Source organism: Chryseobacterium sp. IHB B 17019, from assembly GCF_001456155.1.
Lineage (GTDB): Bacteria > Bacteroidota > Bacteroidia > Flavobacteriales > Weeksellaceae > Chryseobacterium.
Map to the genome: position 1 here is coordinate 3382444 of NZ_CP013293.1, position 20440 is coordinate 3402883.

A 20440-nucleotide genomic window follows, 5' to 3' on the forward strand; every position below is an offset into this window, starting at 1 on the left:
CTTACATTTGCTTTATGGCAGAACAATATTCTACGCTACAGAAAGATTTTTACCGGGAAAGTGGAAAATGGCTTTCCACCTTTGAAATCTGGGCAAAATGTGTTAATCCCAATCTTCATTTTATATACATTTTAAGACAAACCCAGAAATATAAAAAGAAATCTCTGGTAGGTCTTTTCTGGCGATTGGTTTTGAGGCGCCACCAGATCAAATATGGCTTCCAAATCTACCCGGAAACTCAAATCGGGGAAGGCTTTTACCTTGGGCATTGGGGAAGCCTGGTCATCAACCCAAATGCTAAAATCGGGAAAAACTGTAATATTGCACAGGGTGTGACAATCGGGCAACAAAACCGTGGGAAAAATGCAGGGTTCCCTGTCATCGGAGATGAAGTCTGGATTGGTACAAACGCCGTGATCGTGGGAGGAATCACCATTGGAAATAATGTTTTGGTGGGCCCGAATTCTTATGTGAACTTTGATGTTCCCGCAGATTCTGTTGTAATAGGAAATCCCGCGAGTATTTTCCCGAATACGACCGCAACAGACGGATATATTAATAATAAGGTGTAAGAATATTTCTCATATATTATTAATACTTCGTAATTTTACCTTGATTTTATTGAAGTTTAAATTATCAGCATATTGAAACAATAAGAGCAATTAGTATGGTCTTTATTGGAGTGGCATATGATTTTAAGCATATTTTAATATTAAATTTTGTTAAAAACAATTGCTGTTTCTGTAAAAATTATATTTTTGCATAGTTATTGATTCGGTCTATTGAATTTGAAAATAATTTAAACGAAATAAATAATTAGATTTTAAAATTATGTCACAGTCGTACGAAATTATTTTCGAAAACAACAGAAAATGGGTAGAATCCAGAATAGCAAACAACCCGAAATTCTTTGAAGAGCTTTCAAAAACCCAGAATCCCGATTATTTATATATCGGATGTTCGGATAGCAGAGTCACAGCAGAAGAATTGATGGGGACAAATCCGGGTGAAGTTTTTGTTCACAGGAATATTGCCAATGTGGTAAACACTTTGGACATGAGCTCCACAGCCGTGATTCAGTACGCGGTAGAGCATCTCAAAGTAAAGCACATTATTGTTTGCGGACATTACAATTGTGGCGGCGTAAAAGCGGCGATGACTCCTCAGGATCTGGGGCTATTGAATCCCTGGCTGAGAAACATCCGTGATGTATACAGATTGCATCAGGCTGAATTAGACGCTATCGAAGATGAAGGAAAACGTTATGACAGGCTTGTTGAGCTCAATGTTCAGGAACAGTGTATCAACGTGATAAAAATGGCATGTGTGCAGGAAAGATATATTTTAGACGAATTTCCTGTGGTCCACGGCTGGGTATTTGACCTTAGAACCGGTAAGATCATTGATCTGGAGATTGATTTTGAAAAAATTCTGAAAGACATCCAAAAGATCTACAACCTTACAAGTTCTGACTGGGTTATGAGCAAAAAGAAAAACTAATCGTTTTTCCATATAAAGAAGAGAATAGAATAAGATGAAATTCTGGAGTATTGTTACTTTACTGCTTTTCCTGAATTTTACAGCATTACCTGGTATTGCTGCTGTTTTCGGCTGGGATCTTACCAGAACCAATGTAGTGATCAGCGAAGAAGAACCTCATTCTCATCCATCAACTTTTGTTGTTTACGAAAAGACACTTCCGAAGACTTTAGATGTATTCGATTATCTGAAGTTTTTCGAACCTGATCTTCAGGGCAAATCTTTTATTCTAATAGATGATTCCTTTCATCTTTCACCCTTACTTACTATATTTTCTCCGCCTCCCGAAGCTTAATTCTTAAAGTTAGATTTAAAATAATATTCATATCATTTTTTGATATCGGATAGATGTGCTTTACAATTAAAATTTCCAATCTTTTATAATTGATTTATTAAAGGACAGATACATCGGTTATAATTTCACAGTTTCATATCATGAAAAAAACATCATTAATAGGAGGAATTAAGGAAAATTTCCCTTCAGGACTCGTTGTATTTTTAGTGGCACTTCCGCTATGTTTAGGAATTGCTTTGGCTTCGGGCGCACCGCCGTTATCAGGTGTTATTGCAGGTATTGTAGGAGGTTTGGTAGTAGGAACCCTCAGTAACTCAAATATTTCGGTTTCAGGGCCGGCTGCGGGTCTTACAGCCATTGTTTTAACGGCTATTACAGATCTTGGCGCATTTGAGCTTTTCCTTTGTGCAGGAATGATCGCAGGACTTATCCAGTTAATCTTGGGATTCGTCAGGGCAGGAAGTATTTCCAATTATTTCCCAAATAATGTAATCGAAGGAATGCTTGCCGCCATCGGTATTATTATCATTTTAAAACAAATTCCGCATGCTTTGGGATTTGATAAGGACTATGAAGGCCATGAATCTATTTTCGATAATGGTTTAAACTTCGGGTATTTCACGGAATTATTCGGGGCGATTCATCCGGGAGCCATTATTGTTACTTTAGTTTCCGTTTCTATTCTTATTGCGTGGGATAAATTCCCGGCTTTAAAAAGATTTAAAATGCTTCCAGGAGCTTTAGTAGCGGTAGTTGCAGGGATTTTATTAAACGAAATTTTCAAAATGATGGGCAGCTCACTGGCGATAGAACCTCAACATTTGGTTTCTTTACCCGTTCCGCAATCTTTTGATGATTTTAAAAACCTGATTACCACCCCAGATTTTAATGGATTTACCAATCCAAAAGTATGGATTGTAGGAGGAACGATTGCTATTGTAGCTTCTATTGAAACGTTACTTTGTATCGAGGCATCCGACAGGCTGGATCGCCAGAGAAGAATTACAGATACCAATTTAGAATTAAAAGCGCAGGGAATTGGGAATCTTATCAGTTCATTTATTGGTGGTCTTCCGATGACTTCGGTGGTTGTGAGAAGTTCTGCCAATGCCAATGCAGGAGCTACTTCAAAGATGTCAACAATCATTCATGGAATTTTATTGTTGATTTGTGTATTGTCAATTCCTGTTATTCTGAATTTAATTCCGTTGGCGACACTTGCTGCGGTATTAATTTTAGTTGGATATAAATTAGCAAAACCTGCCACTTTCAAGCATTTCTGGCAATTAGGAAAATTCCAGTTTATCCCGTTTGTAGCAACAGTAGTTGCTGTAGTGGCAACAGATTTATTGAAAGGAGTGGGAATTGGGCTTGCGATCTCAGTTTTCTATATTCTTCAGGGAAATATGAAAAGAGCTTATTATCTGAGTAGAGAAAAGCTGGATGATGCAGATGAAATCAACATGAAGCTTGCTGAGGAGGTTTCATTTTTGAACAAAGCAGCCATCAAAAAAACTTTAAAAAATATTAAGCCCAACTCTACCGTGACCATCGATGCTAGAGGAACTTCATACATTGCAACGGACGTATTGGAAATGATCCAGGATTTTGCCAATATCCGTGCAAAAGAAGAGGATATTAATGTAGAGCTTTTAGGCTTTAAAACATCTTACAGGGATTACGAGAGAGATGAAGATTCTCACATCCTGATTACGCACAGAAGGGCTATGTAAGCTCTTTACAGTGATTTTTAACTTTAAAATAATATAATTTCAAAAAAATAAATAGAATATATGAAGGCACATACATACGAAACTCAGTCAACAATTACTCCTGAAAAAGCATTAGAATTTTTGAAGGAAGGAAACCAAAGATTCGTGAACAACCTTAAAGCCAACAGAGACCTTCTGGAGCAGGTAAATGCTACCCGTGAAGGACAATGGCCTTTTGCAGTGGTCCTAAGCTGTATCGACAGCCGTACTTCTGCAGAACTTATCTTTGATCAGGGACTGGGAGATGTTTTCAGTATCAGAATTGCGGGTAATTTTGTAAATCAAGATATTTTGGGTTCTATGGAATTCGGTTGTAATGTGGCGGGTTCCAAGCTGATTGTAGTTTTAGGACACACTAAATGTGGTGCTCTGAAAGGCGGTCTGGACGCGGCGCAAATCGAAGGACTGGGAATGGACAACCTTAATCATCTGATCAATCATTTCGATACTATTATCACAGAAGTGATTGAGGAAGGAGAAGAGCGTTCATCCAAAAATACTTCACTGCTGGAAAGACTGAATCAGCAGAACGTAAAAAATGCAATCGAAGATATCCGTAAGCAGAGTTCAACACTTAAAAAGCTTGAAGAAGAGGGTAAAATTAAGATTGTAGGCGCTAATTATGACGTTGAAACAGGAGTTGTAACCTGGTTGTAGGGTACATTCTGCTATCACGAATACCGAAATATGTTTATCGTTAGATAGATTGGAAATTAATTTTTAAAAGTACAAGAGGAAGGCCACCGAATTTCGGTGGTCTTTGTTTTTTATTAATTCAAGGTCAGTGCGAAGAACGAAGTGACGACGTAATCTTATTTTTTTTGAATAAAAATTTCAATTTTCATCTTCGCCCGTAGAGATCCTTTCAGGATGACAAATTATACATAAATAATTGCAGTTGTATTGAAAGGCTGAAAAGTTGTCTGGTGGCTGAGGCTCCCGAAGCCACCACTCCTACGATCCTAGCCCCGATTGCAGCGAAAATCCTTTTTTGAAAAAAAAGATTGCAGCGGAAAGCGGGAAAAAGCTCCAAAAAAACTTACTTTTGATATTCAGAAAATTAATTCTTTTATTTCTTATGAAAATACAGCTTATTCTAGTTCCGTTTTTGTTTTTATTTTGTTTTAATCCGTTTTTGAAAGCGCAGAAAGCAGTAAGCGACACGTTAGTATACGTAAAAAAATTTGAAACCAATAAAGAAAAGTATATCGGAAAGCCTTTTTCACTGCTTTTAAAAGATATGACTCAACTGCAGCCGAAAAATGCAAAATCCGACATTAACGAAGACCCAAGCAAACCGCTAGAAAGTACAATGTTCACGTTTTCGAATAAGGATATCAGTTCCGGCCACGAGGTTACTTTAATTATCAAATGGAAACCGGATACTATTCCGAATACCCCGATTGAGTTTTTTGAGCAGGAACATAATTACCGCTTTACAGTAAGCGAAAGGAATTTTTTCGAGAAAAAGGTGGTGAAGGATATTGTGGTTTATAAATAACAAAACCTCCGTGAAGAGGTTTTTATTTTGTTTAAGCTTAATTCATTTATTTTCCGTTAAAAGCAGACATTGTATTGCTAATCCCCGCAAAAACAAATGACAGGCTTGCTTTTGTAAATTTTTCAATCCTTTCCGGAAGTTTCTCTGCTTCTTCTTCATTCCAGGTTCCGAGGACGTAATCTACCTGTCTTCCTTCTGAGAAATCCGATGAAATTCCGAAACGCAGCCGTGCATAATTTTGGGTCTGAAGCACTTCATTGATGTTTTTTAATCCGTTGTGTCCTGCGTCAGAGCCTTTTCCCTTCATTCTCAATGTTCCGAAAGGTAAAGCAAGATCATCCGTAACGATCAAAACATTTTCCAAAGGGATATTTTCTTTCTGCATCCAATATCTCACCGCATTTCCGGAAAGATTCATGTACGTATCCGGCTTTAAAACCAGCACTCTTCTTCCTTTGTATTTCCCATCAGCCATCCACCCGAAATTTGTTGTATTAAATGGAACTTCCAGGGTTTCCGCAATTTTTTCAGCTACCTTGAAACCTATATTGTGACGTGTATTTTCATATTCGGGGCCTTTGTTTCCGAGACCCACTATTAAATATTTCATCGAGAAATTTTTTGCAAAATTAAGGCATTAAAAATAAAAACTCAACCTTCGGAAAGATTGAGCTTAAAAATATTATTTAAAATTATTTTTACAATGGTTTGTAGATATAATTTATATCAAATCCTTTTGTCATATACGTTTGCGGATCGTAGTTATAATCTGTGGAGAATATCACCGGGGTCGGAATCGGTAATGTAAGGTCTGTAATTGAAAGCCTCTTAGGACTGTTTGGTGATAGTATCCAGCTTTCCACATCATTAATCTCAGTATTTAAAACCCTTGAAACTTTATAAGCAAATGGTATTAACGTAAACGGGTTGATCCTTGCATCATAATTTGAATATCCATAAGCATACTTCGTAACAGGCGGGCTGAATACACTTCCGGCCATAGGACCGTAATGTCTGATCACACGGGAAACATTGTCTCCTACATATTCATATTTAGTTTTGGAATAATCCGTGTAAGCAAATGGCGTTCCTGAAGTATCCGGGCCGTTTCTCATAATAATGGAATCAAGCTTTGCCGTAGTCGCAGTATATTTCAGGTCATACAATGTTTTTGCCTTTTTATAAAGCGTAAATGGGCCGGGAGGAGTTCCTGGGGCTCTTTTATAGAAAGAACGGTTTTCTGAAATCTTTTCCAGTTTTCCGGCATTTCCATAAGTGAACAGTTGAGTGTATACAATACTGTCTTCATCCAAATCTCCGTCTCCATCAAGATCTAAAAAGCCTTTGAAATCGATTTTACTTACCTTGTCTCCACTCCATGCTATATCCGTAACAGATGCGCCATCTGTGACTACTTTCGATAACTGTAGCCCGTTATAATAATACGTAGCCAGTGTATCTGAATCTGTAATCTCTCTATATAAGGCTCTTGGGCCGTTTAGCCCCGTGTTAGTATTAACATCATTTAATGGATTTCCATCTTCATCTAATAAATCTTTACAAGAATGGATCGTAGAAACACCAACTAACAATAAAATAAAATAAAAAAGTCGTTTCATTCCAAAGGGGATTATTTATTTTTCCACAAATATAATTTTTTTTTAAATAAAAAGCATATATTTATTAATATTACATGAAAACTGTCAAAAGATTATTCCAACTTATAACGGTTTATATACATATTTAATTGCCTGGCTCTGATCAGAAACAGGATAATTCTGCGAGTCGTAAAGGTAGCCTTTCGGAATAGGTACCGCAGGTGATCCCGGACTGTGAATGGTGATCTTCCCAACATTATTTGTAGAAAGCATATAAAAATTGATGGGGAATAAAGTACCCGTCACCATAAAATATTCTTTTGGCAATGTGGTATAAGGGTTGATCTTGCCGTCGAAATTGTCATACGCATACGTCATGACAGAAGCTGTGGATGTATCCGGATTTCCTCCGCTCATCAACATGCTTGTCTTATCCAGACTTACTACATTGCTTGCTGAAAATGTGAATTTGTATTCCACATAATGGGTATATGTAGCGCTTCCACCCATTTTTTTCTTCTCTACAATTCTGTACAGCTGTCCGTTTGCATCATAAAAAACACTGAAATCACTATGATTCGTGGTAGACATAGCCGTCTGATCCATAGATATTGCAGACATTTTTCCATTGGTATAGGTAATGGTATAAAGATTATCCACAACATGCGGATTTACATTATCCTGATATTTTATTTTTGTGATCTTATCTCCTGTATATGTTAGCGTTGCAGCAATTGTATTGGTAGAACTTGCATCTCTGATGTAAGCTTCAGCAAGCGCCCCTCCTATCGTTGTAATGTATTCTTCAGTGTCTTTGGTGCCAGTAGTTACTTTACTTAAAATTCTAGGCCCCGTGATGGTTGATCCTCCGGAATTATCAGTATTGTGATTTGGCGGATCATCCGTTGTATTGTCACATGAAACCACGAATCCGAGCGCTAAAGCAGCAAAGGTTGAAAAAAAGTATTTTTTTGTCATATAAATTAAATTTAATGCCTTCAAATATAATTGATTTTCCCTTACGAAGGAATTAAAAATTTTAAATAAATATCATAATTATATAAAAAATCTAAAAACTTTCGCTTTTAGATTTTAAAATTACCATTTATTAATGAAAAAATTAGTAAGGCTGTAAAACTGACAATGTCAATACAGATTGTGACATATCAGCATTCAGGTACTCTGTATTTACTGCCCTTCCGATTCCTAAAGTATTATTATTAATATTTCTTTTTGTACAAGCCGCTTTTACGGAGTAATTATTTTTTGGAGTAAGATTGGCCAGTGTTGCATTAAGATTAAAAATCTTGTTCGTACCGTCACCTCCTACGATTACGTCAGTTCTTACCGCTCTCAATTTATTATCAACAAAAATCCCGCATGCAAAACTTGTGGATTCATTTCCGTTTCCTGTTTTCTGGGCTGTTGTCTGGAAATTGAATGTTACTTTATTGGTAGCATTGGTAATAGAGAAAGTCGTCTGTGTTCCTGTAAGGACGGACCATGCAGTTGTTATTGTAAGTCCTTCATCGTACGGAGAAGTTGATCCGTTGTTCCCGGAGAATGCTACTCCTATTTTATCTTCCAGCGTATTAATGTGGAATAGAGACATACTCGACAACCCGTCTGCCACTTTTATATTTTTCCAGTCATTTACATTTAAAGTAGAACTGTTATGGAAAATTGTCCCGGCAGCACCTGCAGAACCTTTTACGGTACTTGTTCCTCCGGTTCTTAATTCTTTTCTTACATTAAGATCTCCATTAATGTCGAGCATGTTCACCGGTGTTGAAGTATTAATTCCAACTTGACAGTTAAAAAAAGCAACCAGAAACAGATTCGTGATTAATATTATTTTTTTCATTTGTATTTAGTTTGTAATTGTGTTAAAGACTTGAGGAACTTCATATACATCCACTTTCAGGGAAGATTGTGCAATGAATGAGTCAATGTTCGAAGCCACGGCTCTACCGATTCCTAAAACAGATCCTGTGGCAACATTATAAGAATCAAGTCTTGAGCATGCTACGCTTACCGTATGAGCGCCTTTAGAAAGGTTTTCTACAAGCCCGATCTGGTTGTGGATCACAAAAGTGTTACTTGCACTACTCGCTCTCAGATTTCCTTGTCTCATATTAATCAGCTTATCATCAATGAAAATTCCGCAGGCATAGTCAATAGAAGTATCTGTAGTTCCTGCTGGTGCAAAATTGGCATGAACCACTGTTTCAAACTGAAAATAAGCTTTACTTACCGTACTGAAGATATTAACGGTCTGAGAAAGTCCTGCAATTTTTTTAAACTTTGAAAAAGTAGAATAAGCACTGTTCTTGGTAAAAGTTGCAGCTCTGGATGTAATGCTGGGTTCTTCCGAACTGGTGAATGAAATTCCCGTGTTATCCGAAAATGAATTATTAAAAATTAAATAAAACTTATTCGGTTCGTATTCAGGAATTCTCAAGGTTTTCCATGTTGGTGGATAATCTTCACCTTGGGAAACTAAAATCTGCGTGTCAGTTCCTTCAGAAAGAGTGTTGTTTGTTACGTCTAAAACGGCAAGTTTTCCTCTTAGATTCGTGTCTCCGTTCACGTCTAGCGTTGCTTTTGGAGATTCTGTTTTTATTCCGACTTGCGCAGAAAGTGATACCCCTATTGTGATAAATAGGATAGAAATTATATTTTTCATGAATTATTTTTTGTTTTTAGTAGGTTACGCGTTCTATAATATCAATTTTCATCATAGACTCGAGAGTAAATGCGTTGGAAACGGTGTTCGTATTCGACACGTTTCTTCCAATAGCAAACTGGGCGTTTGAGTTGGATGCATTAATCTTCCTACACGCGACCTCAATTTTCTGAGGCCCTACCGGAACATTCTTTTCCGTATAATTCAAGGTGAAAATATAATCCTGGATACCTGCTCTTTCAGAATTATTGGTAGATGAGATTTTATCAGGACGTACTGCTACCAGTTTACTGTTCCTGAAGACACCACAAGTGAAGCTGATGTTCTGTGATGTGGTTGCGGAAGAAGACTTCATTTCAACTCCTGTCTGGAATTGGTAAGTAAGTCTGTTTTCGCCATTTTTTACAGTGAAATTGTTTTCAAGACCAGCTATTTTCTTCCACTTTCCTTTGGTGGTATCGTTGATATCATCTCCGACACTGTTTTTCTCAACACTATCGCCAAGAATACCATTAGAAAGAGTAGTAACACCCACTTGGTCTGATGATAAATAAGAATTTATCAATTTGTATTGTCCTTCTTCAATGAAGGTAACATTCAATGATTTCCAAACAGGAGGCAAGCCTTCTCCTTGTGAAACCAAAACTTGGCCGTTCAAACCGGGCTTTCCGGTTGTAGTCGAAGTACCGCCTACTCTAAGTTCTTTTCTTAAGGTGGTTTTCCCGTTTATATCGAGAGTAGAGTTGGGGGTACTTGTACCAACTCCCACCTGCGCATGGATCTGGATTGATATCAACAATCCAGCCACGCAGCAATACACAGTTTTTTTCATAATAAGGGACTGCAAAGGTAAATAAAAATTTATACAAAAAGTAGAGTTTTATGATATAAATCAATAGATATTAATCGATTACAGCCTTTTCCCGCATCGTGAAAAGTAGAATTATTTCTACTAACAAGCGTTAGGATTAATCTTCTTTTAAGATCGATTTTAGCAGATAATTCACCTCATCGACATTTATTACCTTGTCTTTTCTCATCATAAGGTGATTTCCATCCTTGCTTACTTTCTCCTTCAGTTGGGCTTCAGATGGATTCCGTGTCAAGTAGTTGATAATGTGTTTAAACTTGTTTGTCTGGTAAAACTTGTCTTGTGGATTGCCCGGAAAGTATCCTAAAAACACCCCGTTTTTCATTACAATTTTTTCGAAGCCGATATCAGAAGCCAGCCATTTTAAGCTTACACTTTTTAATAAATTTTTTGCTTCATCTGGTAAACTTCCGAACCGGTCTATTAACTCAGATTCAAATTTTAACAAATTTTCTTCGTTTTCAATCTCAGCAAGTTTTTGATAAAGCAATAATCTTTCTTCCGTATTTGAGATGTACCAATCCGGAAGCATCAGCTCCAGATCCGTATCTATATTGACATCTTTAGTAGTTTTAAATAATTTATTCCTTTCCTCTTCATTTTCAAAAAGATTTTCAAATTCCTGGTCATCTTTCAATTCTTCTAAAGCTTCCTGCATCAGTTTTTGATAAGTTTCAAACCCCATCTCATTAATAAATCCGCTCTGTTCCGCACCCAGCAAATCTCCCGCACCACGGATTTCCAGGTCTTTCATCGCAATCTGGAAACCACTTCCCAAATCTGAAAACTGCTCAATCGCTTCCAGACGTTTTCTTGCATCGGAAGTCATCATATCATAAGGCGGCGTAATCAGATAACAGAAAGCCTTTCTGTTGCTTCGCCCCACTCTTCCTCTCATCTGGTGAAGATCCGCCATCCCGAATTTGTGCGCATCGTTAATGAAAACTGTATTGGCATTCGGGACATCTACTCCACTTTCAACGATTGTTGTAGAAACCAAAACATCATATTTTCCTTCCATAAAATCAAGGACGTTTTTCTCAAGCTGCTTTCCTTCCATCTGCCCATGACCTATGATCACTCTGGCATCCGGAACCAACCTCTGGATTAATCCTGCAATATCTTTAAGGTTTTCAATCCTGTTATTAATAAAGTAAACCTGACCGTCACGCTGAATTTCATAAGAAACCGCATCACGGATTATTTCTTCATTAAAACCAATTAATTGCGTATCAACAGGCTGTCTGTTTGGCGGCGGCGTTTTTATTACCGATAAATCTCTCGCAGCCATAAGGGAAAACTGCAAAGTTCTTGGAATTGGTGTAGCCGTTAAGGTCAAAGTATCGACATTGCTTTTTAGGGTTTTTAATTTATCCTTTACAGAAACCCCGAATTTATGCTCTTCATCAATAATTAATAACCCCAGGTCTTTAAACTTAACGGAAGCGCTTGCCAATTGATGCGTTCCTATTATAATGTCTACTTTTCCGTTTTTAAGGGCTTCCAGCGTTTCAGATTTTTGCTTTGCCGTTCTGAAGCGGTTGACATAAGAAACATTTACCGGAAAATCTTTTAATCTTTCTTTAAAGCTTCTGTAATGCTGGAACGCCAGAATCGTTGTAGGAACCAATACCGCAACCTGCTTTCCATCAGTTGCCGCCTTGAAAGCCGCCCGAATCGCAACTTCCGTTTTACCGAATCCTACGTCACCGCAAACCAGACGATCCATTACCGTATCTGCTTCCATGTCTTTTTTTACATCGATGGTTGCTTTTTCCTGATCCGGTGTATCTTCATAAAGGAAACTTGCTTCCAATTCATTTTGTAAATAAGAATCCGGAGTATAAGCAAACCCTTTCGCTGTCTTTCTTTGAGCGTATAATTGTATTAAGTCAAAAGCAATTTGTTTTACTTTCGCCTTTGTTTTTTGTTTTAAAGATTTCCAGGAAGGTGATCCCAGCTTGCTCAGAACAATTTCCCTGCCTTCCGGGCCATTATATTTAGAGATTTTGTGAAGGGAATGAATACTTACATATAAAAGGTCACCGTTTTTATACGTCAGCTTAAAACATTCCTGAATTTTGCCATCATTATTCACCTTTACCAATCCCATGAATTTCCCGATTCCGTGGTCAATGTGAGCAATATAATCTCCCACTTTCAGGGACATCAGATCTTTCAGGGTAAGCTGCTCAGATTTTGCAAACATATTTTTTGCTTTATATCTTTGATAACGGTCGAAAATCTGGTGATCCGTATAAACTAACAATTTATGATCAAAATCTACAAACCCTTCATGAAGCTCTGATCTGAAACTTTTAAAAGGAAGCTGATGTTCAAGCTCTTCAAAGATGGATTCCAGTCTTTCCTTCTGTTTTTCTGTTGAGAAAGAAATCCAGGTATCGAAACCTTCGTTTTGTTTGCCTTCGAGATCTTCAATTAATAATTCAAAGTTTTTGTGAAATGAAGGCTGCGCGGTTTGTTCGATTTTTATCTCGGACAAGTCTATTAATCCTTCAATCGGGACACTTCCGAAATCAACTGTTTTAAATTTTTTATAATCAAATAAAAATTCCTGATCGGAAATAAATAATTCCTGTGGTGTTCTGTGTGCAATATCTTTGCTTAACGTTTCAAACTTTTCCAGTGATTTTTCGTAAAATGATTTCAACTTCTGCATTCCGACAATCCCGTTTTTAGAAATCACAAAACTTTCCTTCGGCAACAGCTGAAGCAATGAAACCCGGGTTCCCGTCACCGCAAAATTCATATTGGAAACCAACTGAAAATCCTTTACTTTATCAATAGAAAGCTGGGTTTCGATATCAAAAGTTTTAATGCTCTCAACTTCATTTCCAAAAAATGTGATACGGTATGGTTTTTCATTAGAAAAGGAGAAAACATCAACAATCCCACCTCTTACGGAAAACTCTCCCGGCTCGGAAACAAAATCTGTTTGCTGGAAATTATAATGATTCAGTAATTCGTCTACAAAATCAAAGTCAAGCTGGTCGCCCACTTTGATATGGTGAGAAATTGCCTTAAAATCTTCTTTCTTTAAAACTTTTTCTGACAAAGCTCCTGCATAAGCAACGATTACTTTTGGAGATTTGCCTGAAGTAATCTTGTTGATCGCTTCTGTTCTAAGAACCAGATTGGCATTTTGCGTTTTCTCGACCTGATACGGCTCAAGATGAGTCGCCGGAAAGTACAAAACCTTGTCTTTTCCCAGCAAATCTTCTATTTCCGTATTGGCATATAAAGCATCTTCTTTATCATCCACCAAATAAAGGATATGCTTTTTTTGGGTAAGGAAAAGTTCAGCTATAAAAATAGAAACTGAAGATCCTGCACTTCCTTTTACAGCAATATGTTGATTGTTTTCCAATTGAATAAAAATTTCCTTGCCGAATTCTTTCTGAAGCAAATCAGGCAGAAATTTTTCATTGATGTTTTTTAACTGCATAAATAATATGATATAAACGACAAAAGCGATTTCGGGGCATCCCGAAACCGTTTGATTTCCACAAATGTACGGATATTTTTTTCTTTGAAAGAGAGATTACAGATTATTCAAAGTTTAAAATAAACCATTAAAAACCTTATAAATCTTAATATTTTACTAAAATTTTTAATTTAAAGTTAAAATAGTTTCAAAACTATCCCATGGCATTTCATTTGAACCATTTTCCTTATCAACCATTAAAGAAATATATTATGAAAAAAGCAATTAGAATCTTAGGATTGTTTCTGTTGGTATTTTTTGCCGTCACCTCATTTTCATCTTGCAGCGATGACGACGACCCGGCAAACAACGATTTTTTTGCAGGAACTTATAGAGGTAGTGTTTCCTACAATGACGATGATGATGATATCAGCACCGATAACGGAAGCGTATTTGTCACAAAAATAGCAAGCGGTACAAAGTATAATTTCGCTTTCTCGAACGGTATTCCCGATCTGAACGGAGTGGAATTCAACCAGGAAGGAGATCACACTTTGGTAATGGTAGGATCGACAGCTACTTCGTACATTAGAATTGATAATAATGAATTGAAAATACTATACTTAAAGGATGGCCGTACGTGGACAGCAAACTGTACGCGTTAACCAACTTTTCATACATATGTTAGGGCCTGCTTTTTCTTATTAGGGAAAGCAGGTTTTGTTTTTGCCAGCTATCATTTAATCTTTTTTTAAGCTGTAATAAACTTTAGTTAAGTTTCTAAAACTGAGGTTTTCAGTCCAATTTTTGTATAACTTTGACTTAAGAAAAACAAGCAAAATAATTTCTTATGAAAAAATTATTATCTGCAATGTCAATAGTATTAGGACTAGGACTTGCGACCGCACAACAAACTGCCCCCGCTGTGAAGACAGCAACTCACACCACCGTAAAAGCGGTAAAAACATCGAAGCCTGCAACTACGGCAACAGTTGCCACAACAGCAAAACCCGCAACAGCGCCTACAGCAGCAAAAATGAAGAAAGACGGAACGCCGGACAAAAGATATAAGGAAAACAAAAAATTAAAAAAAGACGGTACTCTTGATAAAAGGTACAAAGAAAACAAGTAAAACTCAACATTAGTTGTTATTTTCATAATCAAATTTCGTAGAACCGATGACCACTCATTCATCGGTTTTTTTATTGTATATCTGACGAAAATTGCAGCAGTTTCTTTAGTTATTTATAAATTTGAAGCATGTTAAACTTCCTAAAGAAAAATGCAGCATTGGTTTGGGCGAAAAATCACGTCCGAAAGGCTGATCAATTCAAGAAAAATGCAGAAAAAGATCAAGAAGAATTATTATTATCTCTTGTGAAGACGGCCAAAAAAACTCTTTTTGGGAGGGAACATGATTTTGAAAATATTAAATCCGTTAAAGATTTTCAGGAAAGAGTAAAAATTGCGGACTATGAAGACCTTAAACCTTATATTGAAAGAGTAAAAAGAGGACAGGCCAATATTCTCTGGACAGATGTTCCGGAATATTTTGCAAAAACTTCAGGAACCACTTCCGGCTCAAAATACATTCCGATTTCTAAAGAAGGAATGCCTTTTCAGATTAAAGGAGCTCAGAGCGCGCTTTTCCATTATATTGCTAAAAAAAATAATGCTGATTTCGTAAAAGGAAAAATGATCTTTTTACAGGGAAGCCCTGAATTAGAAGAGGTTTTTGGAATAAATACCGGCCGGCTTTCAGGAATTGTAGCCCATCATATCCCTAATTACCTGCAGAAAAACAGGCTTCCAAGCTGGGAAACCAATATTATGGAGGATTGGGAAGCCAAAGTTGATAAAATCGTTGAAGAAACAGAAAACGAAAACATGACTTTGATCTCCGGAATTCCGCCGTGGCTGATCATGTATTTTGAAAAATTAATTGAAAAACGTGGTAAAAAAATCAAACAGATTTTCCCGAATCTCCAACTTATTGTAACGGGAGGTGTGAATTACGAGCCTTACCGCGACAAAATGGAAGAACTTTTGGGTGGAAAAGTTGATATCATCCAGACATTTCCTGCTTCAGAAGGGTTTTTTGCGTTTCAGGATGATTATATCAAAGAGGGATTATTACTTTTAACCAATCATGGCATTTTCTATGAATTTATTCCGTTGGAAGAATACGGAAAACCAAATGCCAGAAGATTAACTTTAAAAGAAACTGAGCTTCACAAAGATTATGCTTTAATTTTAACAACAAATTCAGGCTTGTGGGCTTATTCCATTGGCGATGTGGTGAGATTTATTGATAAAGATCCGCATAGAATCCTGGTAAGCGGAAGGACGAAGCATTTCACTTCGGCTTTTGGGGAACATGTGATCGCTTTTGAAGTGGAAGAAGCTCTCAAAGCAGCTCTAGAAAAATATCCTGCTCAAATTACAGAGTTTCACCTGGCTCCGCAAGTTAACCCGGGTGAAGGACTTCCTTATCATGAATGGTTTATTGAATTTGAAAAAGAACCTGAAAATTTAGATCTTTTTAAAAATGAGCTGGACGATCAGCTCAGAAAACGAAATACTTATTATGATGATCTGATTTCCGGAAATATTCTGCAAAAACTTCATATTTCTTCATTAAAGAAGAATGCTTTTCATGAATATGCAAAATCCCAGGGAAAATTGGGCGGCCAGAATAAAATTCCAAGACTTGCAAATGACAGAAAAATCGCAGATTTATTAGAAATTTATAAACTTTAAACACATTTTTTTAATTCCGGAAACGTATATTCGAAAAAAATTATAAATTTGGAAAACTAAAAAATAATAATGAGAGCATCTGTACTTTTAAAATCATCTTTATTGACGTCGTTATTTGTAATTTCATCTTGTGCAACTACAAAATACTCAGAAGACATTTCGAAAAATGATTATTCTAATTTACAAGCCGGAAGAACCTATGTTGTTACAATGAAGGACGGTTCTAAAAACCAAAGAATGCTATTCCGTAATGTAGATGGCGACAATATTATTGGGACTGCCGGAAAAAAGGACAGTACGGAGGTGATCATTCCGAAATCCAATGTGGCTGCGGTGAGAGACAGCAGAAAAGCAAGAACTACGGCGGGCGCTGTGGTAATCGGGGCAGCAGGTGTTGCAGCTTTGGTTTTGAGCTCTTCCAGAGCGGATAACTAAAATAGATTTTATCTTTTGGTTACCATTTAATTTATCATTTAAAAAAACGAGATATTACTAGCCTTAAATCAATATTTGAGGCTATTTTTGTCGGATGATTTCTTTTACCCCGCTACAAACATTGGAAAATGTCGAATTCAGGAATCTTCTTACAGGAAGATTTTTTATTGTTTTAGCTTTCAGGATGCTCGCTACTTTACTAGGATGGTGGGTGTATCAGCTAACAAAAGATCCTTTTTCAATTGGTCTGATCGGGCTTTCGGAAGTCATTCCGGCGGTAAGCTGTGCGCTGTACGCGGGCCACGTGATTGATACAAATGAAAAGAAAAGACTTCTTCTTATTTGCAATTATGCTTATATTTTTTTAATAGGATTATTGCTGATTCCTGCTTTTCTTAATGTAGAACTGCATTTTACGGGACATCAGATCACTTATTTTATATATGGAGTGATTTTCTTCACAGGAATTGCGAGAGCTTTCATTGGCCCGATAGTTCCGTCCATGATTCCTAAAATCGTAAAAAAAGAAAATCTTCCCAATGCGGTAACCCTTAATCAGGCTACATTTCTTATTTCTTCCGTTTGCGGACATGCGATTGGCGGTTTTCTAATCGGGTACTTTGGTGTACAATGGACATTAGTTGTCATTATTTCATTAATATTTTTAGCCTCATTATTCTTTTTTCAATTAAAAAAACAATATTCCGAATACAAAAAAGAAAATATCAACGTTATAGACAGTATGCGTGAAGGGATTTCCTATATTTTTAAAACCAAGGAGATTTTAGGAGCGCTTTGTCTGGATATGTTTGCCGTTCTTTTCGGGGGTGCTGTGGCGATGATTCCTGTTTATGCGACCGATATTTTAAAGGTGGGCGCAGAAGGTTTCGGGCTATTGAATGCGGCATCTGATATTGGATCGATGTGTATTATTACCATTTTGTCCATTATTCCGTTAAGGAAAAATCAAGGTAAGATTTTGCTTGGTGTGGTAACAGGATTTGGTATCTGTATCATTGGTTTCGGATTGTCACATTTGTATTGGCTTTCGTTTATGTTTTTGGTATTAAGCGGAATGCTGGATGGGATTTCGGTAGTGATCAGAGGGACTATCGTACAATTGAAGACTCCGGATCATATCAGAGGCCGGGTTTTGAGTGTAAATTCGATTTTCATTATGTCCAGTAACGAAATGGGACAGTTTGAAAGTGGACTGATGGCAAAATTACTGGGTGTAGTGCGCTCTGTGGTCTTTGGAGGAACAATGACAGTACTTATTGCTTTGATCGTAGGAAGCACCAATGCGAAATTGAGAAAAATGCAATATTAGGACAATATAGACGTTATTATTAAATTAATCTTAAAAACTTTAATTTAAGATTAATAATTTTTTATATTTGTGATATAAAATTTCCCCTACATGAAAAAAACTTTACTAATTTTTTTGGGCCTCTTTGCCCAAATATTTTACGCACAGTCGGACTGTACTTCCGCTCTTGCTGTCTGCGGAAATTCTAATATTTCCTATACGCCGAGCGGATTCGGAAATGTTCAGGAAAACCCTCTTGGCGGAGGTTGTCTTTCATTGGAACATTTTTCCGTATGGTATACCTTTACAGCTTCTACAAGCGGAACACTTACATTTTTAATTACGCCTAACGTAAATCCAGCCAATCCTACAAATACCGATTATGACTGGGCTGTTTTCGGGCCTAATAAACAATGTGGAAGCTTAGGCTCACCATTAAGATGTTCTTATGCATCTACTGCAAGCGGAGTGCTTACAGGACTGAATATGACTGCTACCGACCTTACTGAAGGTGCAGGAGGTGATGGTTTTTGTAGATATCTGGACGTAGTAGCCGGAGAAACATATTATTTGATAGTAGACAACTTCTCTACCAATACCAATGGTTTTGTATTAAGCTGGGGTGGTACTGCTACTCTGTCTTCTCCGTTTACATCAGCTACTCAGCCGTATCCATTCATTCCACCAGGTGTTCCAAATGCAACTCCGGGTGGACCGAGCGAAGTAATCGTTTGTTCTGATCCTGCGACTTTTGATTTTACAACGTTATCAACGGGAATTATCAACGGAAACCCTAATTTCCAGGTAAGCTACCATACAAGCTCTAATGATGCTCTTACAGGCAACAACCCTATTACTGCTCCTCAGGTAGTAAATACAACCACTGTATATTACTACAGTCTCAGCTACGTGGATGTAGCAAACCCGAATAGCCCGATCAGTAAGTGTAAACAGACTGGAACATTCAAATTCAAGCAAGGAAATATTACAGCACTTGATGTTACATTAACAGCTTGTAACAATAATAATAACGGTACGGCAATTTATGACCTGACATCAGCGAATGTGTTGCCATCAGACCCTACAGCTATTAAAAAGTATTATCCTACAATGGCTGACCTTCTTGCGGGAACGAACGAAATTACAAACCCTGCCAACTTTACATCTTCTACAGGTACTGTTTTTGTAAATGTAACCACATTGCAAGGTTGTTCTGATTCTGCTCAGATTACATTAAATTTCTATCCTGTAGTGGTCGTAACAGAAGCTACTTTAAGGTCTTGTTTCATCGAAACGAATCCTTCTACAGCATTATTTAATCTGACAACAGCTGCCGTAACGACACAGACAGGAACAAAAACTTATTTCCCGTCTCTGGCAGATGCTATCGCAGGAACTAATGAAATTTTAAACCCAACAGCATACATTTCTCCAAATGGCGTAGTTTTCGTTAAAGTAACAAACGCAAACGGATGTTATGGAGTGGCTAAAGTAAATCTTATTGTACTTCCTCCGGTATATTCTAATGTTTTGGAAGATAAAATCATCTGTATGGAAGATAAAACGACATTAGATGCAGGTCCTGGATTTACAGGATACGCATGGAGTACAGGTGCTACCACACAATCTATTAATAATGTATCGGTTGGAACATATTGGGTAGATCTTAAAACAGGAACTTGTATTACAAGACAGACTGTAAAAGTATATGCTTCCGAGCAGCCAGTAATTTCACTAATCGATATTGTAAATAATACAGTAACAGTGAATGTTGTAGGCGGAACTGCTCCTTACCAATATTCAATGGACGGTATCAACTGGCAGGATTCTAACGCGTTTACAAACGTGCCGAGAGGTGACAACATGGTCTATGTAAAAGACGCTTATGACTGCGACCCTATTACCGTAGATATTGTAGTTCCTAATCTGGTAAATGTTATTACTCCAAACGGCGACGGTGTAAATGATGTGATTGACTATTCTGCACTGGCAGGCAAACAAAGCTTAGTACTAACCATCTATGACAGATACGGAGGAAAAGTAGGCCAGGCTGACAAATTATCAGGATTCAAATGGGACGGTACCACTTCAGGTAAAAAAGTACCTACGGGAACCTACTGGTATTCGGTAACTTGGACCGAAAATGACAAGAAGAACACACCATTCAAATTCTCAGGATGGGTATTGGTAAAAAATAGAGAGTAATCTATGATATACTAAGGAAAAAAC

The 20440-nt window shown here is 37.2% G+C and carries 19 protein-coding genes; 12 read left to right on the plus strand and 7 right to left on the minus strand.

Annotation, left to right across the window (positions count from 1 at the left end; all coding sequences use genetic code 11):
• Positions 1-14: 14 nt before the first annotated feature.
• The 6 genes from ATE47_RS15640 (at position 15) to ATE47_RS15665 (ending at position 5107) form a co-directional block, all read left to right on the plus strand.
• A complete protein-coding gene (locus ATE47_RS15640; RefSeq protein WP_062162825.1) occupies positions 15-572 on the plus strand; it encodes a serine acetyltransferase in 558 nt (185 codons plus the stop codon).
• A 259-nt stretch (positions 573-831) separates the two neighbouring features.
• Positions 832-1500 (plus strand): carbonic anhydrase, encoded by a 669-nt coding sequence (locus tag ATE47_RS15645; RefSeq protein WP_062162826.1) that lies wholly within the window; start codon positions 832-834, stop codon positions 1498-1500.
• Positions 1501-1534: 34 nt separating this feature from the next.
• On the plus strand, positions 1535-1834 hold the full coding sequence (locus ATE47_RS15650) for a hypothetical protein (RefSeq protein WP_062162827.1): 300 nt from the start codon (positions 1535-1537) through the stop codon (positions 1832-1834).
• Between the two features lie 140 nt (positions 1835-1974).
• Positions 1975-3567 carry a SulP family inorganic anion transporter gene (locus ATE47_RS15655; protein ID WP_062162828.1) on the plus strand — a complete coding sequence of 531 codons (1593 nt, stop codon included), beginning with the start codon at positions 1975-1977 and terminating at the stop codon, positions 3565-3567.
• A gap of 60 nt (positions 3568-3627) precedes the next feature.
• Positions 3628-4263 (plus strand): carbonic anhydrase, encoded by a 636-nt coding sequence (locus tag ATE47_RS15660; RefSeq protein ID WP_062162829.1) that lies wholly within the window; start codon positions 3628-3630, stop codon positions 4261-4263.
• 421 nt (positions 4264-4684) lie between these two features.
• Positions 4685-5107 carry a hypothetical protein gene (locus ATE47_RS15665; protein WP_150114839.1) on the plus strand — a complete coding sequence of 141 codons (423 nt, stop codon included), beginning with the start codon at positions 4685-4687 and terminating at the stop codon, positions 5105-5107.
• Between the two features lie 46 nt (positions 5108-5153).
• On the opposite strand, the gene pth is transcribed toward ATE47_RS15665, so the two are convergent.
• The 7 genes from pth to mfd form a co-directional block, all read right to left on the minus strand.
• Positions 5154-5717 carry an aminoacyl-tRNA hydrolase gene (gene pth / locus ATE47_RS15670; RefSeq protein WP_062162831.1) on the minus strand — a complete coding sequence of 188 codons (564 nt, stop codon included), beginning with the start codon at positions 5715-5717 and terminating at the stop codon, positions 5154-5156.
• Between the two features lie 88 nt (positions 5718-5805).
• Entirely contained in the window at positions 5806-6726 is a 921-nt protein-coding gene (locus ATE47_RS15675) for a hypothetical protein (RefSeq protein ID WP_062162832.1), read from the minus strand.
• Between the two features lie 102 nt (positions 6727-6828).
• On the minus strand, positions 6829-7683 hold the full coding sequence (locus tag ATE47_RS15680; RefSeq protein WP_062162833.1) for a hypothetical protein: 855 nt from the start codon (positions 7681-7683) through the stop codon (positions 6829-6831).
• 142 nt (positions 7684-7825) lie between these two features.
• Positions 7826-8569: a hypothetical protein gene (locus ATE47_RS15685; protein ID WP_062162834.1), complete on the minus strand. Its 744-nt coding sequence runs from the start codon at positions 8567-8569 to the stop codon at positions 7826-7828.
• Between the two features lie 6 nt (positions 8570-8575).
• Positions 8576-9391 carry a hypothetical protein gene (locus tag ATE47_RS15690; RefSeq protein ID WP_062162835.1) on the minus strand — a complete coding sequence of 272 codons (816 nt, stop codon included), beginning with the start codon at positions 9389-9391 and terminating at the stop codon, positions 8576-8578.
• Positions 9392-9407: 16 nt separating this feature from the next.
• Complete coding sequence (locus ATE47_RS15695; protein ID WP_062162836.1) at positions 9408-10223, minus strand: hypothetical protein; 816 nt, start codon at positions 10221-10223, stop codon at positions 9408-9410.
• Positions 10224-10359: 136 nt separating this feature from the next.
• Complete coding sequence (gene mfd / locus ATE47_RS15700) at positions 10360-13728, minus strand: transcription-repair coupling factor (RefSeq protein ID WP_062162837.1); 3369 nt, start codon at positions 13726-13728, stop codon at positions 10360-10362.
• A gap of 251 nt (positions 13729-13979) precedes the next feature.
• Between mfd and ATE47_RS15705 the strand changes: the two genes are divergently transcribed.
• The 6 genes from ATE47_RS15705 (at position 13980) to ATE47_RS15730 (ending at position 20416) form a co-directional block, all read left to right on the plus strand.
• A complete protein-coding gene (locus ATE47_RS15705; RefSeq protein ID WP_062162838.1) occupies positions 13980-14372 on the plus strand; it encodes a hypothetical protein in 393 nt (130 codons plus the stop codon).
• Between the two features lie 185 nt (positions 14373-14557).
• Positions 14558-14839, plus strand: a complete 282-nt coding sequence (locus tag ATE47_RS15710; protein WP_062162839.1) for a hypothetical protein — start codon at positions 14558-14560, stop codon at positions 14837-14839.
• 128 nt (positions 14840-14967) lie between these two features.
• Positions 14968-16467: a GH3 auxin-responsive promoter family protein gene (locus tag ATE47_RS15715; RefSeq protein ID WP_062162840.1), complete on the plus strand. Its 1500-nt coding sequence runs from the start codon at positions 14968-14970 to the stop codon at positions 16465-16467.
• A gap of 69 nt (positions 16468-16536) precedes the next feature.
• Positions 16537-16902: a hypothetical protein gene (locus ATE47_RS15720; RefSeq protein WP_062162841.1), complete on the plus strand. Its 366-nt coding sequence runs from the start codon at positions 16537-16539 to the stop codon at positions 16900-16902.
• Between the two features lie 94 nt (positions 16903-16996).
• Positions 16997-18232 (plus strand): MFS transporter, encoded by a 1236-nt coding sequence (locus tag ATE47_RS15725; RefSeq protein ID WP_062162842.1) that lies wholly within the window; start codon positions 16997-16999, stop codon positions 18230-18232.
• A gap of 90 nt (positions 18233-18322) precedes the next feature.
• Positions 18323-20416 (plus strand): T9SS type B sorting domain-containing protein, encoded by a 2094-nt coding sequence (locus tag ATE47_RS15730; protein ID WP_062162843.1) that lies wholly within the window; start codon positions 18323-18325, stop codon positions 20414-20416.
• Positions 20417-20440: the final 24 nt, after the last annotated feature.